At 64.2% G+C, this 26,531-nt stretch carries 23 protein-coding genes and 1 pseudogene; 12 read left to right on the top strand and 12 right to left on the bottom strand.

Annotation, left to right across the window (positions count from 1 at the left end; all coding sequences use genetic code 11):
* Positions 1–136: 136 nt before the first annotated feature.
* Positions 137–1,360 (top strand): MFS transporter, encoded by a 1,224-nt coding sequence (locus HU751_RS05325; RefSeq protein ID WP_186735860.1) that lies wholly within the window; start codon positions 137–139, stop codon positions 1,358–1,360.
* 141 nt (positions 1,361–1,501) lie between these two features.
* On the opposite strand, the gene katB is transcribed toward HU751_RS05325, so the two are convergent.
* The 3 genes from katB to HU751_RS05310 form a co-directional block, all read right to left on the bottom strand.
* Positions 1,502–3,043 (bottom strand): catalase KatB, encoded by a 1,542-nt coding sequence (gene katB / locus HU751_RS05320; RefSeq protein WP_186735862.1) that lies wholly within the window; start codon positions 3,041–3,043, stop codon positions 1,502–1,504.
* A 168-nt stretch (positions 3,044–3,211) separates the two neighbouring features.
* Positions 3,212–3,625 (bottom strand): alternative ribosome rescue aminoacyl-tRNA hydrolase ArfB, encoded by a 414-nt coding sequence (gene arfB / locus HU751_RS05315; protein WP_186735864.1) that lies wholly within the window; start codon positions 3,623–3,625, stop codon positions 3,212–3,214.
* A 56-nt stretch (positions 3,626–3,681) separates the two neighbouring features.
* Positions 3,682–4,908: an NADH:flavin oxidoreductase/NADH oxidase family protein gene (locus HU751_RS05310; RefSeq protein ID WP_186735866.1), complete on the bottom strand. Its 1,227-nt coding sequence runs from the start codon at positions 4,906–4,908 to the stop codon at positions 3,682–3,684.
* Between the two features lie 207 nt (positions 4,909–5,115).
* Here HU751_RS05310 and HU751_RS05305 point away from each other — a divergent pair, with 207 nt between their 5' ends.
* Complete coding sequence (locus tag HU751_RS05305) at positions 5,116–6,069, top strand: acetoacetate decarboxylase (ADC) (RefSeq protein ID WP_186735868.1); 954 nt, start codon at positions 5,116–5,118, stop codon at positions 6,067–6,069.
* 114 nt (positions 6,070–6,183) lie between these two features.
* On the opposite strand, the gene HU751_RS05300 is transcribed toward HU751_RS05305, so the two are convergent.
* The gene (locus tag HU751_RS05300; protein ID WP_186732394.1) at positions 6,184–6,609 is read right to left on the bottom strand and encodes a MerR family transcriptional regulator; all 426 of its coding nucleotides are present in this window, start codon (positions 6,607–6,609) and stop codon (positions 6,184–6,186) included.
* Positions 6,610–6,727: 118 nt separating this feature from the next.
* Between HU751_RS05300 and HU751_RS05295 the strand changes: the two genes are divergently transcribed.
* The 4 genes from HU751_RS05295 to HU751_RS05280 all read left to right on the top strand — a co-directional run bounded on the left by HU751_RS05295 (position 6,728) and on the right by HU751_RS05280 (position 11,094).
* Complete coding sequence (locus HU751_RS05295; RefSeq protein ID WP_186732393.1) at positions 6,728–7,558, top strand: alpha/beta fold hydrolase; 831 nt, start codon at positions 6,728–6,730, stop codon at positions 7,556–7,558.
* A gap of 376 nt (positions 7,559–7,934) precedes the next feature.
* Positions 7,935–9,092, top strand: coding sequence for a cationic peptide resistance protein CprA (gene cprA / locus HU751_RS05290; RefSeq protein ID WP_186732392.1), 1,158 nt, complete (start codon positions 7,935–7,937; stop codon positions 9,090–9,092).
* Positions 9,093–9,399: 307 nt separating this feature from the next.
* Positions 9,400–10,698, top strand: coding sequence for an NAD(P)/FAD-dependent oxidoreductase (locus HU751_RS05285; protein ID WP_186732391.1), 1,299 nt, complete (start codon positions 9,400–9,402; stop codon positions 10,696–10,698).
* A 30-nt stretch (positions 10,699–10,728) separates the two neighbouring features.
* The gene (locus HU751_RS05280) at positions 10,729–11,094 is read left to right on the top strand and encodes a cupin domain-containing protein (protein ID WP_050705511.1); all 366 of its coding nucleotides are present in this window, start codon (positions 10,729–10,731) and stop codon (positions 11,092–11,094) included.
* 150 nt (positions 11,095–11,244) lie between these two features.
* Here HU751_RS05280 and HU751_RS26775 read toward each other — a convergent pair whose 3' ends face one another.
* The 6 genes and pseudogenes from HU751_RS26775 to pobA all read right to left on the bottom strand — a co-directional run bounded on the left by HU751_RS26775 (position 11,245) and on the right by pobA (position 16,923).
* Positions 11,245–11,754 carry a hypothetical protein gene (locus HU751_RS26775; RefSeq protein ID WP_225933301.1) on the bottom strand — a complete coding sequence of 170 codons (510 nt, stop codon included), beginning with the start codon at positions 11,752–11,754 and terminating at the stop codon, positions 11,245–11,247.
* A 21-nt stretch (positions 11,755–11,775) separates the two neighbouring features.
* Positions 11,776–12,066 (bottom strand): annotated as a pseudogene (locus HU751_RS26770) (RHS repeat-associated core domain-containing protein); the annotation flags it as partial.
* A 202-nt stretch (positions 12,067–12,268) separates the two neighbouring features.
* On the bottom strand, positions 12,269–13,234 hold the full coding sequence (gene feaR, locus HU751_RS05270; RefSeq protein ID WP_186732389.1) for a transcriptional regulator FeaR: 966 nt from the start codon (positions 13,232–13,234) through the stop codon (positions 12,269–12,271).
* A gap of 210 nt (positions 13,235–13,444) precedes the next feature.
* Positions 13,445–14,008 (bottom strand): DUF3156 family protein, encoded by a 564-nt coding sequence (locus HU751_RS05265; protein WP_186732388.1) that lies wholly within the window; start codon positions 14,006–14,008, stop codon positions 13,445–13,447.
* Positions 13,989–15,488, bottom strand: a complete 1,500-nt coding sequence (locus tag HU751_RS05260) for an APC family permease (RefSeq protein WP_186732387.1) — start codon at positions 15,486–15,488, stop codon at positions 13,989–13,991. The genes HU751_RS05265 and HU751_RS05260 overlap by 20 nt, the downstream gene beginning before the upstream one ends.
* 247 nt (positions 15,489–15,735) lie before the next feature.
* The gene (pobA, locus tag HU751_RS05255; RefSeq protein WP_186732386.1) at positions 15,736–16,923 is read right to left on the bottom strand and encodes a 4-hydroxybenzoate 3-monooxygenase; all 1,188 of its coding nucleotides are present in this window, start codon (positions 16,921–16,923) and stop codon (positions 15,736–15,738) included.
* A gap of 166 nt (positions 16,924–17,089) precedes the next feature.
* Here pobA and HU751_RS05250 point away from each other — a divergent pair, with 166 nt between their 5' ends.
* From HU751_RS05250 to HU751_RS05240, 3 genes are all read left to right on the top strand, one after another.
* Complete coding sequence (locus HU751_RS05250; protein ID WP_186732385.1) at positions 17,090–17,962, top strand: helix-turn-helix domain-containing protein; 873 nt, start codon at positions 17,090–17,092, stop codon at positions 17,960–17,962.
* A 154-nt stretch (positions 17,963–18,116) separates the two neighbouring features.
* The gene (locus HU751_RS05245) at positions 18,117–18,518 is read left to right on the top strand and encodes a MerR family transcriptional regulator (protein WP_028692177.1); all 402 of its coding nucleotides are present in this window, start codon (positions 18,117–18,119) and stop codon (positions 18,516–18,518) included.
* A gap of 20 nt (positions 18,519–18,538) precedes the next feature.
* Entirely contained in the window at positions 18,539–19,438 is a 900-nt protein-coding gene (locus HU751_RS05240; protein ID WP_186714561.1) for a hydroxymethylglutaryl-CoA lyase, read from the top strand.
* Between the two features lie 539 nt (positions 19,439–19,977).
* Here the strand turns inward: HU751_RS05240 and HU751_RS05235 are convergent.
* A complete protein-coding gene (locus HU751_RS05235; protein WP_225933227.1) occupies positions 19,978–20,514 on the bottom strand; it encodes an MgtC/SapB family protein in 537 nt (178 codons plus the stop codon).
* Between the two features lie 269 nt (positions 20,515–20,783).
* On the opposite strand from HU751_RS05235, the gene ccoG reads away from it, so the two are divergent.
* From ccoG to HU751_RS05220, 3 genes are read left to right on the top strand one after another with little or no spacing between them, the layout of a single operon-like run.
* Positions 20,784–22,190 (top strand): cytochrome c oxidase accessory protein CcoG, encoded by a 1,407-nt coding sequence (gene ccoG, locus HU751_RS05230; protein ID WP_186732384.1) that lies wholly within the window; start codon positions 20,784–20,786, stop codon positions 22,188–22,190.
* 39 nt (positions 22,191–22,229) lie between these two features.
* Complete coding sequence (mapR, locus tag HU751_RS05225) at positions 22,230–23,639, top strand: GntR family transcriptional regulator MpaR (RefSeq protein ID WP_186714559.1); 1,410 nt, start codon at positions 22,230–22,232, stop codon at positions 23,637–23,639.
* Positions 23,640–23,693: 54 nt separating this feature from the next.
* Positions 23,694–25,736 (top strand): PAS domain-containing protein, encoded by a 2,043-nt coding sequence (locus HU751_RS05220; RefSeq protein ID WP_186732383.1) that lies wholly within the window; start codon positions 23,694–23,696, stop codon positions 25,734–25,736.
* A 6-nt stretch (positions 25,737–25,742) separates the two neighbouring features.
* Here HU751_RS05220 and HU751_RS05215 read toward each other — a convergent pair whose 3' ends face one another.
* A complete protein-coding gene (locus HU751_RS05215; RefSeq protein WP_186714557.1) occupies positions 25,743–26,489 on the bottom strand; it encodes an SDR family oxidoreductase in 747 nt (248 codons plus the stop codon).
* Between the last annotated feature and the right edge of the window lie 42 nt (positions 26,490–26,531).

The raw sequence follows: 26,531 nt of genomic DNA, 5'->3' as shown, positions 1-26,531 counted from the left end.
TCCATTGATGACGAAAATTCCGCTACCTGCGGAATTTATCGCCCAGATCAATCCTGGGTTCTCCAATAGGCTACGGCAAAAGCAAGGTGGCCCCAAGCGTCTACCTGCCCTCTTCACCTGCCCAGGGACCTGGACCATGACCATTGAAACGCAACCTGCACAGCACACGGAAACCGGCCGCTTGCTACCGGTGGCCACCGCGGTGTTCCTCGGCCTGATGACCATGGGCATGCCGCTGGCCAGCGTGCCGTTGTGGGTCCATGGGCAGTTGGGCTACGGCATGCTCATGGTGGGGTGCGTCATGGGCGTCGAGTCGCTGGCCACCCTGCTCACCCGTCATTTCGCCGGGACCGTCGCGGATCGTCGCGGCCCGAAACGGGCGGTGGTACTGGGTCTGCTGGGCAGTGCGGTCTCCGGCCTCTGCTACCTGCTGGCCGCGCAACTGCAGGATGCCCCTGCGGCCAGCCTGGCGGCCATCATCGTCGGGCGGATCGCCATGGGCTTTGCCCAGAGCCTGCTGTTTACCGGTGGCAGTACCTGGCCGATCGCCCTGTTCGGCGCAGAGCAGGCCGGCAAGGCGCTGTCCTGGATCGGCATCGCCATGTTCGCCGGCATCGCCTGCGGCGCGGCAGTGGCGGCGCAGCTGGGTGAAGTCGCAAGCTTTGCCTGGGTGTCGGCGGTGACGGCGATCATTCCGCTGTTCGGCCTGCTCGTTGCACTGCGCACGCCGGCGGCCCGCCTCGTCCATGCGTCGGGCGCGTCGATGCCCCTGGCGGCGCTGCTGGCCCGGATCTGGCGCCCCGGCCTGGTGTTCGCGCTGGCAACCGTGGGCTATGTGTCGGTGTCGTCGTTCATCACCCTTACCTACGCGCATCATCAGTGGAGCGGCGCCGGCTATGCCCTCGCGGCGTTCGGCGCCGGTTACGTCTGCGCCCGTCTGCTATTCGGCGCTCGGGTGGACAGCACCGCGGGGCCGGGCATGGCCTTGTCGATGCTGGCCATCGAAGCCATCGGCCAGTTGCTGCTGTGGCTGGCGGCGAGCCCCGCCCAGGCGATGCTGGGGGCGGCACTGAGCGGCTTCGGCGTGTCGATGATCTATCCCTTGCTGGCGCTGGTGGCGCTGCGTGCGGTGCCATTGCACAGCCTGGGGTTGGCCATCGGCTTCTATGACGCCTGCTTCGATATTTCCATCGGCCTGACGGCACCGCTTGCCGGCCTGCTCGCCCGCCAGCAGGGGGTACCCGCGGTATTCCTGATCGGCGTGCTGGCCTCGCTGGTGGCGATGCTGGCCGCGCTTTGCGCCTATCGTCACGTAGTCGATGGTCCCCGGGCCAGTTGCTCACGCAACCACCCGGCTTGACCCCTCTACTGCCGCTCGCTGGACAGATCGGGAGGCATTGCAACCTCAGGCGCCGATAGCGGAGGAGAAACGGATTTACCCATGACGCGCCCGGCTTCGCGGGTGCTCGCGGATAAACCCGCTTGTGCAGATCTACGCCGCTCAGTCCTTGAGCTTCGCCGCCAACTGCCGGACCCGCTCGAGATCGGCCTTGGCCACCTTGGCCAGGCCGGTGCCGTAGTCCGCATCCGCCTTGTAGAAGAACGACAACATGATGTAGCGGCTCTGCTCGTCCGCCGTCGCCAGGGCCTGGCCGAGGCTGTTGATCAGGTCGGTCTGGTCCTTCTTGCCGTAGGAACGGAACAGCTCGCCCGCCTGCTTGAAGTTCTGCTCGCGCTGGATCTTCGCCTGCTGGGTGCTACCGCTCAGCGGGGTCTGCACATAACGCGCGTCGGCCTGCTCGTCACGCGGCTGGCGGCGGCTCGGCTGGTAGTTCACACCGCTGTCGGTGTGCCCGGCGTTCATCGCGCCATCCTGGTTGACGGTGTTGACCTCGGCCCGCGGACGGTTCACCGGCAGGCTCAGGCCATTGGCGCCGACCCGGTACATCTGGGTATCGGCGTAGGCGAACAGGCGCCCCTGGAGCAGGCGATCCTCGGACGGCTCGATGCCCGGCACCAGGTTCGACGGCGCCATGGCCACCTGCTCGGTCTCCTGGAAGAAGTTGTCGACGTTGCGCTCGAGCACCATCTGGCCGATCTTGCGCTCCGGCACGTCGGGCCAGATCTTGGTCGCGTCCAGCGGGTCGAAGTCGAACTTGGCCAGTTCCTCGGGCTTGAGCACCTGGATGTACAGGTCCCATTTCGGCAGCTTGCCCTGGTTGATCGCGCTGACCAGGTCGTGGGTCATGTGGCTGTAGTCGCGGCCCTGGACCTGGGCGACCTGTTTCGGGTCGAGGTTCTTCTGCCCTTGCAGGCTCTTCCAGTGGAACTTCACGTAGTGCACCTGGCCCTTGGCGTTGACCAGCTTGTAGGCGTGCACGCTGTTGCCGTCCATCTCACGGTAGCTGGCCGGCGTGCCTTCGTTGGAGTACAGCAGGGTCAGGGTGCGGGTGGCTTCCGGTACATGGGAGAAGAAATCGAAGCGGCGCGAATCGTCATCGAGGTTGCTGCGCGGGTCCGGCTTGAAGGCGTGGACCATGTCCGGGAACTTGATCGCGTCGCGGATGAAGAAGGTCGGGAAGTTGTTGCCGACCAGGTCCCAGTTGCCATCGGCGGTGTAGAACTTGGTGGCGAAGCCGCGCGGATCACGCAGGGTTTCCGGCGAGTGGTTGCCGTGCACCACCGAGGAAAAGCGCACGAACACCGGGGTCTTCTCGCCGGGGCGGAACACCTTGGCCATGCTCAGGTCGCTGATGTCGGCACTGGCGGTGAACTGGCCATGGGCGCCGGTGCCGCGGGCGTGCACCACACGCTCGGGGATGCGTTCACGGTCGAAACGCTGCAGCTTCTGCAGCAGCTGCACGTCCTGCAGCAGCACCGAACCGTTGGGGCCGGCGGTCTGCGAGTTCTGGTTATCGCCGACCGGCGCGCCGTTGTCTCGGGTCAGGGTGGCGGCCTGTACGGATAGCGACAGCAGACTGGCGGCGAGGCTGCCCGCCACCAGCAGGCGACCGGGTTGGAACAGCTTGAGCAAAGGGATCATGGGGTACTCCTAAGGGTTCTTTTCAGGCGTCTTGATGCGCCTCGAAAAGGGTAAGGAGCCCGTGACCGATCACTAAATTGATCCTGCTGATCAGTGCAATTGGTAATTTCAATCCTGTTTTTTATTCATGAATGCTATAGACAACCGTAGCTGTCCTGGCATTGAACCTTAGAAGTCCACCTTTGCGCGCCCCGCCTTGATCGTTCCGCGCCTGGACTTCGAATCGAGGCGGCGGGTTTTCGAACCGAGGGTCGGCTTGGTCGGCCGGCGCTTCTTCTCGACCTTGCCGGCGCCGATGATCAGCTCGGCCAGACGCTCCAGCGCGTCCATGCGGTTCTGTTCCTGGGTACGGTACTGCTGGGCCTTGATGATCAGCACGCCGTCAGCGGTAATGCGGCTGTCGCGCAGCGCCAGCAACCGCTCCTTGTAGAACGCGGGCAGCGACGAGGCCGGGATGTCGAAGCGCAGGTGCACGGCGCTGGAGACCTTGTTGACGTTCTGCCCGCCGGCGCCCTGGGCACGGATGTAGGTCAGTTCGATCTCGGCATCCGGCAGATGCACGTTGTTGGAGATGGTCAGCATGGTGCGCCTCTTGTGATAGCGCGGCCATTATCGCATCTCCTTGGCGCCCTGGGGTGTCAGGCCTGCGCCATGCGCCGCCGGTACTGCCTGGCGCGCATGGCGTCGGTCCATTGCTGGCGAAGCAGCGCCCATAATGGAGAGACCCTGGGCTCGGGCGCCTTGGCCTCGCTCAGCCTGCGCAGCTGGAACTTGACCATGGCCATGTTGCCCAGCGAAGCCAGCGCCTTGTTCTTCCAGGTGATCGGGCGCAGTTCCGGCACCACCGTCTCCCCCGCCTGCCACGCACGGGGCAAGGCCGGCGCGATGGCCAGGGCGGTGCCGATGCCGACCATCTCGACCCCGCTCTGCACCACCTGCTCGGCGACCGGTCGACGGCGGATGCCGCCGGTGACCATCACCGGCATCTTCGCCACCGTGCGAATGTCCCGGGCGAACTCCAGGAAGTACGCTTCACGCGCAAGCGTGCGGCCATCCCGGGCCTGGCCCTGCATCGCCGGCGCCTCGTAGCTGCCACCGGACAGCTCCACCAGGTCGACCGCCAGCTCATTGAGCAGGCGCACCACCTGCCGGGCATCGTCGGCGCTGAAGCCGCCACGCTGGAAGTCCGCCGAGTTGAGCTTGACCGCCACGGCGAAGCCGGGCGACACCACCGCGCGCACCGCCTTGACGATCTCCAGCAGCAGCCGCGCGCGGTTGTCCAGGGAGCCGCCCCACTGGTCGGTACGCTGGTTGCTCAGCGGCGAAAGGAACTGGCTGAGCAGGTAGCCATGGGCCGCGTGGATCTGCACGCCGCTGAAGCCGGCCTGCTCGGCAAGCCGCGCGGAGTTGGCGAAGCGCCGGATCACCTCGTCGATCACCTCGGCAGGCATCGCCCGCGGGGTGGAGAAATGCCTGGACATGTTGCCCAGGTCCAGCGCCACGGCCGAGGGCGCCCAGGTCTGCTGCCCGAGGCTCGCCGGCATCTGCCGGCCAGGATGGTTGATCTGCAACCAGAACTGCGCCCCCTTCGAGCGGCCGATGGCGGCCCACTGGCGAAAACGCTCCAGGTGCCGGTCATCCTCCAGCACCACGCCGCCGGGGCCGGTCATGGCGCGCTGGTCGACCATGACGTTGCCGCTGATGAGCAGGCCGGCGCCACCCTGCGCCCAGGCCTGGTACAGGCGCATCAGCCGGTCCGAAGGTGCATGGTCGGCATCGGCCATGTTTTCCTCCATGGCGGCCTTGGCGATGCGGTTGGGGACGACCGCGCCATTGGGCAGGGTCAGGGAGGAGAACACGTCCATCGGCAATACCTCGAGAAAGTGGCGTTGCGCAGACGTTAGCCTTGAAGTCAACTTTAAGGTCAAGCCCTGAATTGTCGAAAATTTGATCATTGACTCTCAAGTTGGGTTGAACGTTAGGGTGATTGCGCAGTGACTGCCCTTACCCACCCCTGGAGATACCGCACCGTGAAACTCGCAAGCGCAACCGCCTTGGCCGGCGCCCTGCTGATGCCCGTCACCCACGCCGCCAATGGCCTCCCTGAACACGCCGAAACCACGCAGATCGACATCGCAGGGCTCTCGGTACCGGTGCTCAAGGGCGGGCTGTACGACCGTTACCGTTCCAACCCGCCGCTGGCCGTGATCCAGGCCGAGGCGCCGGGCATCGACCTGAGCTGGTTCAAGGGCCTGGAGAAGACCCGGGTCGACATGGGCTTTACCTCCTATTCGCCGAACTTCTACTACAGGAACAGCCGCGTCACCGCCGTCTATACCGCCGACCTGGAGCACCTGCGCGCCCTGATGCCCGCCGAAGTGCTGGAACAAGTGCAACCGTTGCAGGTGTGGCCGGGGCGCGGGCTGGTGGCGTTTACCGCCTACACCTACGACTACTGCGACAACGACAGCTACAACGAGATCGCCCTGTCGATCATCACCAGCAAGCCCGGCAAGGCGAACTTGGGGCCCTTCTCCCTGATTGGCCAGTCGATGTCCAAGGATTTCTGGGGTTATGTGCTCAAGCTGCCGGTCAATACCGAGCTGGCGCGGGTGCGCGGCGTGGTGGGCTACAACCTGCCCAAGTGGCTGACCGCGATCGACCGCCGCGAGGATGCGCGGGCGGTGACCTACGACATCGGCGATGCACAGAGCGGCAAGGTGGATGTGATCTTCAGGGCGAAGAAGCTCGACGGGCTGTCCGCTGAACCGGGCCTGGTGACCAACAGTTTCACCAACCTCGATCACAAGGGGCAGCTGGCCTACGGCTACGCCACTTCGCGCCAGACCCTGCATGCCTCGAGCATGAGCGGGGATTCGGCGCAGCTGGTGCTCGGGGATGGCGAGCTGTCGCGCTATATCCGCGATCTGCAGCTGGGGCGGATGGTCAAGTACGAGTATGTGCCCGAGTTCCAGAGCGCGTTGTATGCGCCCAGGCCGCTGGCGGCGCTGACGGCGGGCGACTGAAGCAAAACGCGATTCAATGATCTGATGGGGGCTGCGTGGGAGCGGGCTTGCCCCGCGATGCGGTGCATCGTGCCGAATGATCGCGGGGCAAGCCCGCTCCCACGCTGGTGGTATCTACAACTTTGAACGCTGGGCAAGCTCCTCGCGCAACCGCCCCAGCACCCGCTGCGAGTTGTCCGCGCAAGGCATGCCCTCGGGCTTGCTCTCGATCCCCTCGATCACCAGCAGCAACTGCGCCTTGTTGCGCGCCAGGCGCTCCTGCAGCCGCTCGATTTCCTCGACCTTGCGCTTGAGCCCGTCAAGCAGTTCGTCATGCTGCCAGCCCTTGGCCTTGGCCGGCAGCAACTGGCGGATCTCCTCCAGCGAGAACCCGGCAGCCTGGGCGTTGGTGATCATTTCCAGCACCCACACCGCGTCGGCATCGTAGTCACGATAACCATTGGCCTTGCGTTCGACCGAGCTGATCAGCCCGCTGGCCTCGTAGAAGCGAATGCGCGACGCGGCCAGCCCGGTAAGTTTGGCCAACTCTCCTATTCTCATCCGGCACCTTTGAAATTGCATTGACCTTCAAGCGCACTTTAATCCTAGAGTTGTCCGGTGGCCAGGTGAACCTTCACCGGCCTGACCGCTCCACACCCTGGAAACAAGGAGAAGCGAAATGGGATACGTCACAAGCAAAGACGGTGTCGAAATCTTCTACAAGGACTGGGGACCCCGTAACGCCCAGGTGATCTTCTTCCACCACGGCTGGCCGCTGAGCGCCGACGACTGGGATGCCCAGCTGCTGTTCTTCGTCGCCGAAGGTTATCGCGTGGTCGCCCATGACCGCCGTGGCCACGGCCGTTCGAGCCAGGTCTGGGATGGCCACGACATGGACCACTACGCCGACGATGTGGCCGCCGTGGTCAAGCACCTGGGCGTCGAGGGGGCGTTTCATGTCGGCCACTCCACCGGCGGCGGCGAAGTGATCCACTACATGGCCCGCCATCCCGAAGACAAGGTGCCCAAGGCCGCGATCATCGCTGCGGTTCCGCCGCTGATGGTCAAGACCGACAGTAACCCCGGCGGATTGCCCAAGTCGGTGTTCGACGACCTCCAGGCCCAGCTGAAAGCCAACCGGGCGCAGTTCTATCACGATATCCCGGCGGGGCCGTTCTACGGCTACAACCGCCCCGGGGCCAAGGCGGACCAGGGGGTGATCCTCAACTGGTGGCGCCAGGGCATGATGGGCGGCGCCCAGGCGCACTACGACGGCATCGTCGCGTTTTCCCAGACCGACTTCACCGAGTCGCTGAAGAAAGTGACCGTCCCGGTGCTGGTGATGCATGGCGACGACGACCAGATCGTGCCCTACGAGAACTCGGGGCCGCTATCGGCCAAGCTGCTGCCCAAGGGCATCCTGAAGACCTACAAGGGCTACCCCCACGGCATGCCGACCACCCATGCCGAGGTGATCAACAAGGACCTGCTGGCATTCTTGCGCAGTTGAGATACCCGTCGGGGGCCACCGCGCCCCCGACGGGTACTTGATCGAGCAACAACTTTAAAACTTTTTACATATTGGCTACGCGCACTTACAGCTGTTCAACACCCATTAAAATACTTTCACCAAAAACCTCCATATCGGCCACAACTGTTAATTGAATTAACAGGCCACGGGCCAGACAATTAAATGCCCCTGCCCCTGGTAGCGTCCCGCGTTACCTGGGTATGGTGGTTTCAAACCAACCAGGTACGGCTGCCTTCTCTTGACTCAAGAGTGCGTATGGCTGTGCGCCTGAAACTGCTGTTCGGCCCAACTTCCACAACACTTTTACACCCCGTCACGGGATGTAGTCCGGGCCCGTCATTGACCGAGGAAACCTATGAACACCCCTGCCACCGTCGCGCTCGACGCTGTCCCTTCAACCCAGGAACGTATCCTGCTGACCGGCGCCACAGGTTTTCTCGGGGGCGCCGTCGCCGCCCGGATGATCGCCGAAGGCCATGCCGGCACCCTGTGCTTCCTGGTCCGCGCCGACAACCCGGCCCAGGGCCTGCAGCGCCTGCGCGACAACCTGCGCCAGCATGGCGTCGATGACCGCCAGGGCCTGACGCTGAGCGAGGCGCAGATCATCTGCGGCGACTTCCTCGACACCGCCTGGCTGGCACGCGAGACCCCGCGGCTGATGCAGATCGACCGGGTGATCAACTGCGCCGCCGTGGCGTCGTTCTCGAAGAATCCCAACATCTGGCCGGTAAACGTCGAGGGCACCTTCGCCTTCGCCCAGGTGCTGAGCCGCTCCGCGCGCCTGAAGCGCTTCCTGCACGTGGGCACCGCCATGTGCTGCGGCCCGCAGCGGGAGTCGCCGATCAGCGAGTCCTGGGAATTCCCCGAGGCCGCCCAGCAACTGGTGGACTACACCGCCTCGAAGGCCCAGATCGAGCGACGCCTGCGTGAAGAGCTGCCCGCCCTGCCCCTGGTGGTGGCCCGGCCCTCCATCGTGGTCGGCCACCGCAGCCTGGGTTGCCAGGCGTCGGGCAGCATCTTCTGGGTGTTCCGCATGGGCTTCGCCCTGGAAAGCTTCACCTGTGGCCTGGACGAACAGATCGACGTGATCCCGGTGGACTATTGCGCAGAAGCGCTGATCGGCCTGGCCCTCAAGCCGAGCCTGGGTCATGACCTGTACCACATCTCCGCCGGCCATCACTCGGCCTGCACCTTCGCCGAGATCGACGAAGCCTTCGCCCTGGCCAATGGCGCGCAACCGGTGGGCGAGCGCTACCGCAAGGTCGATGTCGACGACCTGAAGTCACTGGCCAGCCGCTTCGAAGCCCGCATCGGCCCGGCCAACCCGCGGCTGGTATTGCGCGCGCTGCGCCTGTACAGCGGCTTCGCCGACCTCAACTACCTGTTCGACAACAGCCGGCTGCTGGAAGAAGGCATCGCCGTGCCGCCACGCTTCACCGACTACCTGGATGTGTGCGTCAGGTCGTCCAGCGGCGTGAGCATCGCCACGCAGATGCAGTGGGATTTCAAGTAAAAGCCCCTGACGTTGCCCTCAAAGCAATGCGCCATCCCTGTGGCCCGAGTGCACCTTATCCTGCCTCAGACAGACATCTGCTGGCGGCGATTTACTTAACATATTCATGAGGCGCATGATCACCACACCTCCCGTGGAGGTCATGCTGCCGCCGTATGCCTTTCGAGATGGAATCCCTGGCAGCCTGAAGCAAAACCCTGGCAGCCCCAGGCAAGACACCTACCTGTCGTTAGGTGCTCAATGCCTGCAACCGCCAGCGCTTGTGCAAGCCCTGCTGTCCAACAATTCCAACTGTCCAGGCTGCGCCATGATCAACATCGAAACGCCCACGTACTACACCGCCACCAAGAAATACAACCTGAGCTTCCCCACCCTGGAAAGCGACATCGACGCCGATGTGGTGGTGATCGGCGGCGGCTTCTCGGGCATCAACACCGCCCTGGAACTGGCCGAGAAAGGCATCACCAACGTCGTCGTGCTCGAAGCACGCTACCTGGGCTTCGGCGGCACCGGCCGCAATGGCGGGCAGATCATGGCCGGCATCGGCCACGACCTGGAAAAGATCAAGGGCAGCGTCGGCGAGAAAGGCCTGCGCGAGATCTTCGAGATCAGCGAACTGGGCGCCGGCATCATCAAGGCGCGCATCGCCCGCTACCAGATCGACGCCGACTTCTGCCACGGCTACGGCTACATGGGCTTCAACGCCCGCCAGGAAAAGACCCTGCGCGCCTGGGAAAAGGACTTCAAGGCGATCAACGGCAAGGACGAGATTCGCTTTCTCGGCGGCTCGGAGGTCAAGCAGATCATCGGTTCCAACGCCTACAGCAGTGCGCTGCTGCATATGGGCGGCGGTCACGTGCATTCGCTGAACCTGCTGCTCGGCGAAGCCCAGGCCCTGGTCGGCCACGGCGCACGGATCTTCGAGCACAGCCCGGCCCTGGAGGTGCACTACGGCGAGCGGATCACCGTGCGCACCGGGCGCGGCTCGGTCAAGGCCAACAAACTGCTGTGGGCCTGTGACAGCTTCCTCAACAAGCTCGAACCCGAACTGCATGCGCGCACCGTCAACACCTACGCCTTCCAGCTGATGACCGAACCGCTGTCGGACGAACTCATTCAGCGCATCAGCCCGATCCGCGGTGCCTACAGCGATATCCGCCCGGTGATCGACTACTACCGCGTCACCCGCGAGAACCGCCTGCTGTTCGGCGCCGCCACCCCGTTCGTGGAGCACATCCCGAAGGACCTGAAGGCCTGGAACCGCAACCTGATGCTGAAGATCTTCCCGTACCTCAAGGACGTGCGCATCGACCTGGCCTGGGGTGGGCCGATGGCCACCAGCGCCAACCTGTTCCCGCAGATCGGCACCTTGAGCAACCGTCCCAACGCCTTCTACGTGCAGGGCTATTCGGGCTTCGGCGTCACCCCCAGCCATATCATCTGCAAGATCCTCGCCGAAGGCATGAGCGAAGGCTCCAGCCGCTACGACCTGATCAGCTCGGTCAAGCATGCGCGCATCCTCGGCAAGGACCATATCCGCCCGCTGCTGCTGACCGCAGGCAAGACCGTGCATCAGCTGTCGGGCTTCTTCAACGGCCGCCGTTGATTTCTTTTGAACAAGACCAGGAGAACCACCATGACCCTTACCGCCGTCCGCCAGGGTGTGCAACTGTCCGAACTCGACGCCTGGGGCACCGTTGCCGACCTGGGCTCGACCATCCTCGAAGGCGAGGTCAAGTGCTACGGCAAGATGACCCACGGCGCCCCCACCGACCCGGTCAGCAGCGCCTACTTCGGCACCACCCAGGGCAAGTTCCGCATGGTCTACCCGTTCAGCGAGCAGGCAGTGATCGTGACCGGCGAGATCCAGCTGACCGATGAATCCACCGGTCAGGTGACGCGCTACAAGGCAGGCGATGCCTGGTTCGTGACCAAGGGCACGCCGGTGCTGTGGGAGGTGCTGAGCGAGACCTTCGTGAAGCACTACCTGGCGATTGCCTGATCCATCCAGGGGCCGCGTTGCGGCCCTTTCGCGGCACAAGGCCGCTCGGAGGGAGGCCCACAAGTACCTTGAGGCCCGTTCACATGGAACGCCGTTACGGCCCACATCGATTAGTAGCGCCTGTGGAAAGCCAAGAACAATTCAAAAAGATTATTTGCGGACCTCGTCAGCCTCAAGCCACTGGACGTCTTTCCTTTGGCTATAATCCCCTTGCATTTTCCATGCCACCACATCAAATACTAGCGCCGCCAACCAGAGACTTACATCAACGTTGTGATTCCACACCTGTTCATCATACGTTGGAGCAACGCCCCCCGAATACAAATCCTCCCAATAGCCTTGTCTCTGCGCAGCCCGTACAACATTGGCAACATTCAGCCCCCCGGCAACAACATTAAAAAATACCTCTGAGAATTTTCCACGCCCACTCTTCCACATCTTATAAGCCTCATGCAGATCAACACCGGCAAAGATAGCATCGCCCAGTGCACTCAACGCATTCATCCCCGTTAACTTATCGATTTCACTTTCACTCAAGCCGCCCGGCGCTGGAGTATTATCCATTGCAGGACGAGTATTCGGTTTGAAACTCCCATCAGCCGGTAGGACTTTAAGGAGCTGCCCGACCGCGTTTTCTCCCGTCGAGATCATATTTTTCAATGGAGCCCTGCCATTGCGATCAACATGATTGATAGGGTCCCCACTGCAGTACGCATATGCATTGATCCCTCCCGCCTCAAACGGACTTAGGCGATCAGGAGAGTGGAAGCATCTCAATCCAGGATTATAAGTCCGATGCCCGTTACCCGGAAAATAATTACCCGTCAACATTTCACAAGGCATGCCAACGTAGGCCAGTCTAGGTCCCGTAAGCGCTGGTAACGCGCCATAGGGCGTATAGCACCTGACCACATTGCCATCGGAGAGAACCGACTGCTGTGAGTCACAAATAACAAAGTGAACCGAAGACATTTTAGGCTCATTCCAAGGTGAGATTCGGAAAGCCTAACATCCACTTTCAGCACAAACACCTGACAAAAATACCAGGCAATGCCGCTCACACGTGCAAAGAAATGGCCCTGTCGAACGATTGTGAAACAGACTCTCCCATAGTTTATGGAAGGGCTAGGCGACCGCCTAACAGTTCGCGTGGACCCTGCAGGTACCATTGTGATTACCGCCCCGCCATCAGGGCCATCGCCCGGAAATCCTTCGGCGACTGCTCGAAGTGTTTCTTGAATGCCCGGCTGAAATGCGCCGAGTCGGTGAACCCCCACTTGTAGGCGATCGAGGTGATCGACTCGCGCTTGAGGAACGGGTTGGACAGGTCATCCGCGCTGCGCTTGAGCCGTGAGCGCTGGATGTAGCGGCAGACGCTGTCGCCCTCCTCCTCGAATAGGCGGTACAGGTGGCGCACCGAGATGCTCAGGCGTTCGGCCAGGTTGGCCGGGGTCAGGCCCGGCTGGCTCAGCGATTCGTCGATGACCTTCTGCACGTAGCCGCGCAGGCTGGCACCACTGAGCCCGGCGAGCGACCCGGGATTGTCGTCGCCGCGCTCGAAGCCCGGCTCCAGCAAGGCGATGAACGCCGCCTGCAGCGCCTCGCCCTGGGTTTCCCCGGCTTCGTCGCCCTCGCGGCACAGCTGGTCCATCAGCAGGTGCAGCATGCGCCCGCAGGCATTGGTCGAGGAGATCTTGCCGAAGGTCGCGCCCTGCCCGGTCACGTGCTTGCGCACCTGCTCGCGGGACAGCGACAGCGAGACATGCTCGATCAGGCCGAACGGGGTGATCTCGCACGGGCCCACTGAATCCATCAGCAGCAGCTCGCCCGGTGACAGCTGGATGCTCACGCCGTCCTGGGTGATCTGCGAGTAGCCCATGCGTTGGCTGACCAAAAAACAATGCTGGTCGTCGTCGCGGTCGGGGTTGTCGCCCAGGCGGCGGATAGTGCCGGCGTTGGTGCGCAGGTTGGCCAGGGCCAGACCGGCGCGGTTGTAGGTCGAGATCTCGCCGATGAACAGCGAGCGGTTGAAGGCCAGTTCGGTCTGGAACCGGCCGCAGACCTTCTGCATGGCCGTGGTCCAGCGCTCCAGGCCGTCCAGGGCGGGTCTGGCGTTGCAGTGGGTGACGGGCTGGGGCATGGCAACCTCCACACGCGGGCGTTGTTGTTATGCGCTAATTGTTAACATGTTATCAATGAGCGTACAACTGTCATTATTTGCCGGTGTTGGCAGCAGGTTTCGTGCCAGGTGACTTGAGCAAGACACAAGGCCGCTCCCACAGGAGGATGCGATCGTCTGTGGGAGCGGCCTTGTGGCGCGATAGGGCCGCATAGAAAGCGGCCCCTCGATCTATAGGTCGCGCAGCATCAGTTGCAGCGCATCGAAAGCTCGCCAGAGATGCTTGCGCTGTTCAATGTCGAGGGGGATGTAGCGGCGAAACGCAGGCACCCGATTGACCACCTCGCTGGCGCCCATATGCTCCAGGGTTACCCGCCACTGACCGTCGCGGCACTCGATGGCCAGGCGCTTGAAATCCAGCGGCATCAACACAGCCTGAGCACGCCCGAGGCGCTCGCGCAGCGCTTCGAACAGCACCCGATCGCCTTCCCGCAGGCGGCATGCCAGCCCCGTTCGGCGCAACGCCCCGGTATGATGCAGTTCCACCCGCACCGTGCCCTGCCCCAAGGCAGGCAACTGCAGGATGAACTCGCACAGCACCAGATGCATCAGCAGATGACTCTCGGTGCGCTCGCGCACTTCGATCCGAGGGCCATCCTCGCGGTAGGTAAACGATGCTGCGGATTGCAAATCCGTCAATCCGAGATTGTGCCGCAGCCGCGCCAGGGTCGCCCCCGGCCGATAACCGGCCGGGGTACGCGGGCCGGTCAGGCGTTCAAGCCAGCTTGCCGACATGCTGCACCTGCTCGTTGTGAGAATGACCGGGCTCGGCGGCGAACTCTTTCTCCAGCACGTCCTCGACCCGCGCCGGGCGGAACGGGTTGACCTTCTGCACGCACAGCGCCCAGAACAGCGCGTAGGCCGCGGTGGCGCCGAGCATCACGGCGAACGGCACATAAACATCGGTCGGATTCATGCCCGGCGGGGTGATGAACCACATGCCCAGCAGGATGCCGATGCTGGAAACGATCTGCGGCAGCGGGAACAACGGCGAACGGTAGGCGCGCGGCAGGTCCGGGCGGCGGATGCGCAGGATCACCACCGACAGGGTCACCAGCAGGTACGCGGTGCTCCAGGCACACACTGCCGCCAGCACCAGGTGCAGGATGTTGTCAGTGTTGCCGCCCAGGTACCAGGCGTGCAGGCACGGGATCAGCGCCACCACCAGGATGCACAGCAACGGCGTCTTGAAGCGTGGGTGCAGGTAGGTGAACACCTTGGGCAACGCCCCGTCCACCGCCATGCCGTAGAGGATCCGCGGCACCCCGGCCATCAGCGTGTTGATGGTGGCGGCGCCGGCGAACAGGAAGCCGATGCCCAGCCACACCGGGCCGATATCGCCCATGACCTGCTCGGCGAAGCGCGGGATGGCCATCGGCGTGTCCAGCAGGTGCACGCCGCTGGTGGCGTCGAGCACGACGTTCTCCACCTGGCGCTTCATCGCCGCGCCGTAGATGAACATGCAGCTGGCCACGCCGAACAGGCCCAGGGCCATGGCCTTGGGCATGATCCAGGCCGAGCGGCGCAGCTCCGGGGCCAGCGGGGTGACGAACTCGCAACCGACGAACATGAACATGGCCATGCCCACCAGCGACAGGATGGTCATCAGGTCGGTGCCGACCAGCGACACGCCAAAAGGCCCGTCCAGCTCCACGGCCGGCGCGGCGATCAGGCCAAGCACGCCGAACACCATCAACGTGGTCCACATGCCGAAGGTCAGCACCACTTCGGCGCGGCCAAAGGCGCTCACGCCGAAAGCATTGAGCACGCCGAACACCAGCACGAAACCCACCCCCAGCAACCAGGATCCGCCAGCCGACTCGGCCAGGGTGTTGAGGTGCTCGAAGTTCACCAGGGCCATGACCCCGGAGAGGATGGTCTCGGCAGTGCCGGCGAACACATGCACGATCAGGTAGGCCGAGAGGGTGCCGGTGATGGCGAAGAAACGGCCCAGGCCGCAGTTGATGTAGTCGTAGACGGAGCCGGTGGTCGGCAGGATCGCCGCCGCCTCGGCGAAGGTGGTCGACTGCGCCAGCATCATCACCGCGGCGATCACCATGGCCACGGCGAAGGCGCTGCCACCGATGCCGAAACCCATGGTCGCGGTGAGGATCACCGGGCTGGCCATGATCAGGCCGACGGTGCTGGCCAGCGCGGTGGGAAAGCCGACGCTGCCACGGTTGAGGTGCTCGGTGAGCTTATTGTTTATTGTCATGGGAAGGCCCTGGGTGGACGAGGGAAAGATGATCGCTTGCCCGGCGCGCTGCAAGTGCAGGCGAACGCCGGGCCTGCCCCGCGATGAGCTTGACACCCATTGCCGGCATTACCCCTTCACTTTGCGGCCTCCTACCAGGCGGGTCTTGCCACAGCCTGCCGCCGATCTTGCCGCTCCCTGCCAGCCCTGCTACAGGCCCTGTGGCCGGCGTGCCGAGGACTGAACCTCGATGCGGTCCTCGCCGGCCCTATTCCACCGCCTCGAATGGCAGCCCCACATAGTTCTCGGCAATATTGGCAAGGCCGACCGGCGAGCCCAGGTAATACTCACGATCCGCCTCCTGCATCTTGCGGTCCCAATCATCCTGGTGCTCGCCGAAATCATGCAGCAGCCGGGTCATGAACCAACTGAATCGCTCGCCCTTCCATACCCGTCGCAAGGCCATCGGCGAATACTCGGCCAGCAGGTCGGTGCGCCCCTCGCGGTACACCTTGACCAGGATCCGGTACAGATAGTTGACGTCCGACGCCGCCAGGTTAAGGCCCTTGGCGCCGGTGGGCGGGACAATATGGGCGGCGTCGCCGACCAGGAACAGGCGGCCATGCTGCATGGGCTCGAGCACATGGCTGCGCAGCGGCGCGATGCTCTTCTCCAGCGCCGGTCCCGTGACCAGCTGCGCGGCCACCTCTACCGGCAGGCGTGCCTTGAGCTCTTCCCAGAAGCGCGCGTCGGACCAGTCCTCCACCCGCTCCAGCAAGGGCACCTGCAGGTAATAGCGGCTGCGGGTCTGCGAACGCTGGCTGCACAGCACGAAGCCACGTTCATGGTGGGCGTAGATCAGCTCGTGGTTGACCGGCGGTGTGTCGGCCAGCAGTCCCAGCCAACCGAACGGATAGACCCGCTCGTAGACCTTCAGCACATCGGCCGGAATGCTCTGGCGCGCTACACCGTGGAAGCCGTCGCAGCCGGCAATGTAGTCGCAGTCGACCCGGTGCTGGCGACCGTCCTTGTCGAAGGTGAGGTAGGGCCGCTCGCCGTCGACGGCATGGGGCCGGACATTGTCCGCCGAATAGATGATCGGCGCCCCGCTGGCCTGGCGCGCCTGCATCAGGTCGCGGGTGACCTCGGTCTGGCCGTACACCATCACCGTCTTGCCGCCGGTCAGTGCCTTCAGGTCGAGGCGCTGGCGACGGCCATTGACCAGCAGCTCGACGCCTTCATGCACCAGCCCTTCACGGTCCATGCGCTCGGCCACCCCGGCCTCGCGCAGCAGATCCACCGTGCCTTGCTCGAGCACGCCGGCGCGGATGCGCCCCAACACATAGTCCGGGGTCTGGCGTTCGACGATCAGCGTGTCGATGCCCGCACGGTGCAGCAGCTGGCCCAGCAGCAGGCCGGAGGGGCCGGCGCCGATGATTGCAACCTGAGTCTTCATTGTTGTTGTCTCGCGATGACGATGCCGGCCGGTACTGGCAATGGCCGCACATCTGCTGTTAGGGTTTGCACCTGTATTTTTACTGGCGACCCCAGCTTGAAACGTGTGATATCCGTGGCAAAAACTGCACTTTTGCAAAACTCGTTCGATTAACGGACAGCCCCTCATGCACAACCCTCTCCCCGGCATCCCGCTGTTCCAGCTGTACGGCGAACATCACGCCTGGCCGGACACCGACCTGCTGCACTGCGAGTCGATCCCGGCGCGCAGCCGCCTGCACCATTGGGAAATCAAGCCGCACCGGCATGCCGAACTGTTCCAGCTTCTTTATGTGCAACGGGGCGAGGCCCAGGTGGAGATCGAGGGCGAGCGCCGGGTGATTCGCGAGGCGGCGATCCAGGTGGTGCCGCCGCTCACCGTGCATGGCTTTCGCTTCAGCGCCGACATCCAGGGGCATGTGCTGACCTTCGGCACGGCCCTGGTGGTCGACCTGGAACAGCGCCTCGGCGCGCCCTTGAGCGTACTGACGGCCCCCCGCTGTTACCCGCTGGGCCAGGACCGTGTGCGCCTGCACGGGCTGATCGACACGCTGCAGCAGGAGTATCAGGGCAGCGCGCAAGCGCGAGGCCCCATGCTGCAGGCGCTGGTCACCGCGCTGATGGTCTGGATCCACCGCCAACAGCAGGCCTTGCCTGCGCGCAACCAGGACGAACGGGACCAGCAGCTGCTGGGACGTTACTTGCGCCTGGTCGAAGCGCATTACCGCGAGCACTTGGCCGTGGACGTGTTCGCCAGCCGGTTGGGCATCACCAGCCTGCAGTTGAACCAGCTGTGCCGTGCGCTGGCCGGGCAATCGGCGTTGCAGGTGATCCACCAGCGCCTGCTGCTCGAGGCGCGGCGCAACCTGGCGTATACCCGCATGAGCATCGGCCAGTTGTCCGACAGCCTGGGGTTCAGCGATCCGACCTACTTTGCACGGTTCTTCAAGCGGCTCGATGGCCAGACGCCCAAGGAGTACCGCAGGTTGGTCAATACCTGAACGGGCCTCATCGCGGGGCAAGCCCGCTCCCACGTATCATCTCCCGTGGGAGCGGGCTTGCCCCGCGATGAGGCTCCGGCAAACCCCACAGCTTGCTTGACGTATACGTCAACCTGGCATTAGGTTACTCGCATTCCCTCCCCCGAGCCCAAGCATGAGCAGCCAGACCTACAGCATCTCCGACCTCTCCCGCGAGCTGGACATCACCACCCGCGCCATCCGCTTCTACGAGGAACAGGGCCTGCTCAGCCCCGAGCGCCGTGGCCTGGAGCGCATCTACTCGGCACGCGACAAGGTCACCCTCAAGCTGATCCTGCGGGGCAAGCGCATCGGCTTTTCGCTGGCCGAGTGCCGGGAGCTGATCGAACTCTACGACCCCACCAGCGGCAACCAGAAGCAGCTCACCAGCATGCTGGCCAAGATCGCCGAACGCCGCGCCCAGCTCGAACAGCAGATGCTCGACATCCAGCAGATGCACCTGGAGCTGGACACCGCCCAGGAGCGCTGCGAGCAGGCCCTGGCCGCCACCCTGAACCCGTCGCACCCCCACCGTTGATCCGCCACAGGAAGCCCGCCATGTCATTGCCCAAGAATGTCCGCCTGGTCGAAGTCGGCCCGCGCGACGGCCTGCAGAACGAAGCCCAGCCCATCAGCGTCGCCGACAAGGTGCGACTGGTGGACGACCTCACCGATGCCGGTCTCGGCTACATCGAGGTGGGCAGTTTCGTCTCGCCCAAGTGGGTGCCGCAGATGGCCGGGTCAGCCGAGGTGTTCGCCGGTATCCGCCAGCGCGAAGGGGTCACCTATGCGGCCCTGGCACCCAATCTGCGCGGTTTCGAGGATGCCCTGGCTGCCGGGGTGAAGGAAGTGGCGGTGTTCGCGGCAGCCTCGCAAGCTTTCTCGCAGCGCAACATCAACTGCTCGATCAGTGACAGCCTCAAGCGCTTCGAGCCGATCATGGACGCCGCCCGCAGCCAGGGTGTGCGGGTGCGCGGCTATGTGTCCTGCGTGCTCGGCTGTCCCTACGAGGGGCGTATCAGCGCCGAGCAGGTCGCGCCGGTGGCCCGCGCCCTGCACGACATGGGCTGCTACGAAGTATCGCTGGGCGACACCATCGGCACCGGCACTGCCGGTGACACCCGCCGCCTGTTCGAGGTGGTCGCGGCCCAGGTACCCCGCGAGCAACTGGCCGGGCACTTCCACGACACCTATGGCCAGGCGCTGGCCAACGTCTATGCCGGCCTGCTGGAGGGCATCAGCGTGTTCGACAGCTCGGTGGCGGGCCTGGGCGGTTGCCCGTACGCCAAGGGTGCCACCGGTAACGTCGCCAGCGAGGACGTGGTGTACCTGATGCAGGGGCTGGGCATCGAGACCGGGATCGACCTGGACAAGCTTATCGCCGCCGGCCTGCGCATCAGCGAAGTGCTGGGGCGCGCCACCGGTTCGCGGGTGGCACGGGCACGTGGCGTGCGCTGAGTCACACGCGTGTCACACAGGTGTGGGCGGAGTGTTACCGCCTACACGCTTTGCAGAAAAAAATCGGGTAACAGGGAAACAATTCGACAGAATTTCACGTGCCAGCCTTCCTTCAAAAATCATCAAACCATTGATTTTAAAGGATTTTGAAAAGTTGGCACGCCACCTGCTATATCTTTTGGCATAACAAGAACAAAAAACGCGATACCCAATAAAAACAACAGTAAACGGCTCTGACATAACAAGAACAACACGGCAGAGGCGTAGCAAGCAGATTTTTTTGGAGTCGACGTGCTTTCCAGGGGTTTCGACCCCGCAGCCTGACACAGAACAATAAAACTACCTCCAAGGTAGCGGCAGTCAAGGTTGGATCACGTTGGATGAACGCAGGTCAGCGCTCAAAAAAATACGTTTGCTCTTGGCCCCGGTTGGGAGCCCCGCAATGCAGAGACAACCGCCAACAAAAACAACAACAGGCCCGTCTCCAATAATAAGAAAAGAGCAGGCAACAACGCTTATGAGGGGAGCTTCGGCTCCCCTCAGTGCTTCCTGACGTCCTCGTCCTCCCCGCCCTTCTTCTCCCGCACCTCGCCCTCGACCTTGTCCACCAGCAGCGGCATGCTGGCCAGCACCAACAGCGCCAACACGGTGCTCACCAGCGCCGTGGCCTCGCGCCCCATGCCTGCTGCGCTGCCGATGGCCGCGGTCATCCACAGCCCGGCGGCCGTGGTCAGGCCCTTGACGTGGCTGGTGTCCTGGCCGTTGCCCTTGAGAATCGTGCCCGCCCCGAGAAAGCCGATGCCGGCGACGATACCCTGGATCACCCGGCTCAACGCCTGCTCGTCGGCGCCGGCCATGCTCGGCGCCAGCACGAACAACGCTGCCCCCATCGACACCAGCATGTGCGTGCGCACCCCGGCCGCCTTGCCCTTGCTTTCGCGCTCGAAGCCCAGCACCGCACCCAGCAGGGCCGCCATCAGCAGGCGGATCAAGATACGCGCGACCTCGCGCTCGTCGGTGACATCGGCGAACTCGGTCTGCAAGGCCTCGAGCATGGCATGCCAGAATGCGTCCATCGGTTACCTCCCGGTGTCTTCTACAGAGGACCGCAGCACACGCAGCGCGTGCGTTGCGCTGCGCCAAACGGAACTGCGCACACGATAATTGAGGTGCGGTGGATAGCCGCAGGCATCTGCAACCAAGCGCTCAAGGCTGCGAAATTCGAGGCCTGAGCAAATCAACCAAGCATCTGATATGGTTTTTATCTCAATACCTGGGCCTGTGCTGAAAACAGATCGAGGGCCATAGTGCCCTGGCCTGATCGAGGCCTGATGAGCGATGAACCATGAGCGATAGAATCCCCTTCCGAGTCATCGAGATTGCCCCCGCCGCCAACAAGAGCAAAAGCCAGGTGGCCGATGGCATCCACACCCGCAGCTTCACCGGCTTCTACCGCAACCTGCGGATTGCCTTCGCCGGGTTGCTGTTCGTACTGTTCTTCGGCACCGCCTGGTTGCAGTGGGGCGACCGCCAGGCCGTGCTCTGGGACCTGGCCGAAAGCAAGTTCCACATCTTTGGCGCGACCTTCTGGCCGCAGGACTTCATCCTGCTGTCGGCACTGCTGATCATCTGCGCGTTCGGCCTGTTCGCCATCACCGTATTCGCCGGACGTGTCTGGTGCGGCTACAGCTGCCCGCAGAGCACCTGGACCTGGCTGTTCATGTGGTGCGAGAAGATCACCGAAGGCGACCGCAACCAGCGCATCAAGCTGGCCGCCGCGCCCTGGGGCGTCGAGAAGATCGCCCGGCGCGGTCTCAAGCATGGCCTGTGGCTGGCCATCGGCCTGCTCACCGGCCTGACCTTCGTCGGCTACTTCACCCCGATCCGTCCACTGGCCGCCGAACTGTTCAGCTTCGAACTGGGCGGCGTTGCGCTGTTCTGGATCCTGTTCTTCACCGGCGCCACCTACCTCAACGCCGGCTGGCTGCGCGAGGCGGTGTGCATGCACATGTGCCCGTATGCGCGGTTCCAGAGCGTGATGTTCGACAAGGACACCCTGGCGGTGGCCTACGACCCCAGCCGCGGCGAAGCCCGTGGCCCGCGCAAGAAAGGCAGCGACCCGCGCAGCCAGGGCCTGGGCGACTGCATCGACTGCACCCTGTGCGTGCAGGTCTGCCCCACCGGCATCGATATCCGCGAGGGTCTGCAGATGGCCTGCATCGGCTGCGCCGCCTGCATCGACGCCTGCGACGGGGTGATGGACAAGATGGGCTATGCCCGCGGCCTGATCGGCTACAAGTCCGAGCACAACCTGCAAGGCGGCAAGACCCACTGGCTGCGCCCTCGCCTGCTGGGCTACGCCGCCGCGCTGACGGTGATGATCGGCGCCCTGGTGGTCGCCCTGCAGATGCGTCCGATGGTGTCGATGGATGTGATCAAGGACCGTGGTCTGTTCCGCGAGAACGCCCTGGGCCAGATCGAGAACATCTACCTGCTCAAGATCATCAACAAGACCCAGGAAGCGCAGCACTATCGCCTGCGCCTGGTGGACGCCGACGGCTTCGAGCTGCACGGGCGCACCGAGTTCACCATCGCCGCCGGCGAAATGAGCGAGCTGCCGGTGTCGGTGGCGATGCTCGCCGACCGCCCGAGCAGCAGTTCCCAGGAGCTGACGTTCGAGATCCAGGACAGCGACCAGCCGGGCATCCGCAGCACCGCGCACAGCCGTTTCGTCGCGCCGATGAATCGCTGATCCCCTACACTGACCACCACCTTGCCTGCCCAGACGATAATGAAACGCTACGAACGATTTGCCGACGACATTGCCGAACTGATCCGCTCCGGGGTGCTCGGCCCCGGCCAGCGGGTGCCTTCGGTACGCTACGCCAGCCAGACCCACGGGGTCAGCCCGTCCACGGTGTTCCAGGCCTACTACCTGCTGGAACGGCGCGGGCTGATCCGCGCCCGGCCGCGCTCGGGCTACTTCGTCAACGCCCATGCGCCGCGCCCGTTCAGCGAGCCGCAGCCCCAGGCGCCGGCCAGCGAGTCCACCGATGTCGATGTCAGCGGCCTGGTGTTCTCGATCCTCGACTCGATCAAGGATCCGCACACCGTGCCGTTCGGTTCGGCCTTCCCCAGCCCGACCCTGTTCCCCCTGCAGCGCCTGTCACGCTCGCTGGCCAGCGCCAGCCGGGCCATGGACCCGCGCATGGTGGTCACCGACCTGTCGCCGGGCAACCCGCAACTGCGCCGGCAGATCGCCCTGCGCTACATGGTCGCCGGGCTGATGCTGCCGATGGAAGAACTGCTGATCACCAACGGCGCCCTGGAGGCACTGAACCTGTGCCTGCAAGCCGTCACCCAGCCCGGCGACCTGGTAGCCATCGAGGCACCGGCCTTCTACGCCTGCCTGCAGGTGCTCGAACGGCTCAAGCTCAAGGCGGTGGAGATCCCGGTGCACCCGCGCGAAGGCATGGACCTCGGCGTGCTGGCCCAGACCCTGGAAAAACACCCGGTCAAGGCCGTGTGGTGCATGACCAACTTTCAGAACCCGGTGGGCGCCAGCATGCCGGAGGCCAAGAAGCAGGAACTGGTCGAGCTGCTGCGCCGCCACCAGGTGCCGCTGATCGAGGACGACGTCTACGCCGAGCTGTACTATTCGCAGCAGGCACCGAAACCGGCCAAGGCCTTCGACACCGAAGGCCTGGTGATGCACTGCGGTTCGTTCGCCAAGAGCCTGGCTCCCGGCTACCGGATCGGCTGGGTAGCGGCCGGGCGCTTCGCACAGAAGATCGAGCGACTCAAGCTGATGACCTCGCTGTGCGCCTCGATGCCGGCCCAGGCGGCGATCGCCGACTACCTGCAGCACGGCGGCTATGATCGCCACCTGCGCAAGCTACGCTACGCCCTCGAGGGCCAGCAGGCCAACATGCTGGCCGCCATCGCCCGCCACTTCCCGGCGCAGACCCGGGTCAGCCAGCCCTCCGGGGGCTACTTCCTGTGGCTGGAGCTGCCCGAGCAGATGGACGCCCTGAAGCTGTTCCACATGGCGTTGGCCCAGGGCATCAGCATCGCGCCGGGGCCGATCTTCTCGCCGACCCGGCGCTTCGGCAACTGCATCCGCCTGAACTACGGCAGCCCCTGGGGCGATGCCGCCGAGCAGGCCATGGAGACCCTGGGGCGGATCGTGCGGTCGTTCTAGCCGCCGACGGGCAGGCAAGCTACAGTTGGGCCACGCCCAACGCCGGACACCTGCATGCCCGAACGCGAAATCCAGGCATTGCGTCAACGCAATGCCGAACTCGAAAGCCGCCTTGCTGCGCAGCAAGGTATCGACAACAGCTTGTACCGTTTCATGTTCGACACCATGGACGAGGGTTTCTGCGTCATCGAGTTCTTCGATGGCCCCCACGGACCGCTCAGTGACTACATCCATGTCGTTGCCAACGCTGCCTACGCTCGCCACGCAGGCATACCCAACGTAGTCGGGCAGAAACTGCGGGAAATGGTGCCCGACGAGGCCGACGACTGGGTGGCCCGCTACGGCCAGGTATTGCGCACCGGCCAGCCACTGCAGTTCGAACAAGAGCTGGTTGCCACCGGCCGGGTGCTGTCAGTCACCACTTTCCGCATCGAGCCCGCAGAGCGCAATCAGGTCGCCGTGCTATTCCAGGACGTCACCGAACGACGCCGGGCCGAGACCGCGCTGCAACAACTCAACGACCACCTCGAGCAACGGGTCACCGCCGCCCTGGCCGAACGTAGCTTGTTCGCCGAACTGGTCGAACGCAGCGTCGCACGCGTGCAGGTGGTGGATACCTCGTTACGCTTTCTTGCGGTGAATGCCCGGGCGGTCAAGGACTTCGAGTTTCTGTTCGGGCGCACGGTCAAGGCCGGTGACAGCCTGGTCGACTGCCTGGCCGGCTTCCCCGAAGAGTGCGAGCGCTCGGTGATGTTCTGGCAGCGGGCACTGGCCGGCGAGAGCTTCATCGAAAGCATCGAGTACGGCCGTGGCAATCGCCTGCGCCATTTCGAACTGCGCTTCAACCCGCTACGCGACGCCAACGACAGGATTGTCGGCGCCTACCTGTTCGTCTACGACATCAGTCGGCAGGTCAGTGAGCAGCAGCGCCTGCTCGAAGCCGAGGAAGCTTTGCGCCAGGCGCAGAAGATGGAGGCCGTGGGCCAGCTCACCGGCGGCATCGCCCATGACTTCAATAACCTGCTGGGCAGCATCCTGGGCGCCCAGGAACTGGTGCGCCAACGCCTGCAGCAGGCGCGCCCAGAGGATGTCCCGGCGTTGCTCGACACGGCCAGCGATTCGGCGCGCCGCGCCGCGGCACTGGTGCACCGACTGTTGGCGTTCTCCCGACGCCAGACCCTGCTGCCACAGGCCACCGCAGTGGGCGCACTGATCCTCGACATGGAGGAACTGATCCGCCGCAGCGTCGGCCCCGCCATCGCTGTCGGCGTCACCTGTGCCCAGGAACTCTGGCCAACCTTCATCGACCCGCCGCAACTGGAAAGCGCCCTGCTCAACCTGTGCATCAATGCCCGCGACGCCTTGCCCAGCGGTGGACGAATCGAGATCCGCTGCGAAAACCAGTCGCTTGACGACACCAGCGCCGCCGCGCTCGACCTTACGGCAGGTGATTACCTGCATCTTAGTGTCGAGGACGATGGCCGTGGCATGACGCAAGAAGTGATCGAACGGGCAATCGACCCGTTCTTCACCACCAAGCCACTGGGCCAGGGCACAGGACTGGGACTGTCGATGGCCTTCGGTTTCGTGCGCCAATCCGGCGGGCAGCTGCAAATCCGCTCGACATTGGGCGAAGGCACGCGAATCGAACTCTACCTGCCCCGGCACCTTGGAGCACCGGCACCAGTGCGGGCCGAGCCCGCGCTCGCGCCATTGACACACCCTGAACGTGCCCGGGTCCTGCTGGTGGAGGACCAGGCCGCACTGCGCCTGGTGATCGGCGAGGTACTCGACGAGCTTGGGCATGAGGTACGAAGTGCCGAGAACGGCCCCGCCGCGCTGGTGATGCTCGAAGGTGGATACGTACCAGACCTGCTGATCAGCGATATCGGTTTGCCCGGCGGCCTCAATGGCCGTCAGGTCGCGCAAGCAAGCCGCGCCCTGCATCCCGGCCTGCCGGTGCTGTTCATCACCGGTTACGACGAAAGCGCGGCCCTGAGCGATGGGCAACTGCCACCACGCACCACCGTCCTGCGCAAGCCCTTCGAGCTCAACGCGATCGCCGACCTGGTGGCGCAGTTGCTCAGCGCCAGGTGATGAGCGTCAGCGCCCGCCGCTCAGGTCGATAAAGGTGCCGGTCGCGTAGGACGCCTTGTCCGACAGCAACCACAGGATCGCCTCGGCCACTTCCTCGGGCTGGCCACCGCGCCCCATCGGCAAGCCCGGCTCGAGCTTGCTGACGCGGTCCGGATCGCCACTCAGGGCATGAAAACCGGTATGGATGTAGCCCGGCCGCACGCCATTGACCCGCACGCCCTCGCCTGCCACCTCCCTGGCCAGACCCACGGTGAAGGTGTCCAGGGCGCCCTTGGAGGCGGCATAGTCGACGTATTCGTTGGGCGAACCCAGCCGCGCGGCCATCGACGACACGTTGACGATCGCCCCGCCCTGGCCGCCATGGCGGCGGGCCATGCGCAGCAAGGCGTGCTTGGCGCACAGGATCGGGCCGACCACATTGGTCTTCATCACCTTGAGCAGGCGGAACTCGGACATGTCCTCGACGCGACTCTGCTGACCGATGGTGCCGGCGTTGTTGACCAGCGCGGTGACCGGCCCGAGTTCCTGGTCGACGCAGCGGAACAGCCGCATCACCTCGTCCTCGACGCTGGCGTCGGCGCGCACGGCGATGGCCTCGGCACCCAGTGCACGAACCTGCGCCAGCATCGCCTCGGCGGCCTGGTCGTCAGCGTGGTAGTTGATGCAGATGCGGTAACCCTGTTGCGCCGCCAGCAATGCCGTGGCGGCGCCGATGCCCCGGCTGGCGCCGGTGATGACGATGACCTTGTCCATGAGTCTGCCAAGTAGCCAGGTAAAGGCCTACAAGATTAGGGG

Origin of the sequence: Pseudomonas peradeniyensis, assembly GCF_014268935.2 — a bacterium.
Lineage (GTDB): Bacteria > Pseudomonadota > Gammaproteobacteria > Pseudomonadales > Pseudomonadaceae > Aquipseudomonas > Aquipseudomonas peradeniyensis.
The sequence above is the reverse complement of the archived record's forward strand: the minus strand, read 5'-3'. Positions and strand labels throughout refer to the sequence as shown.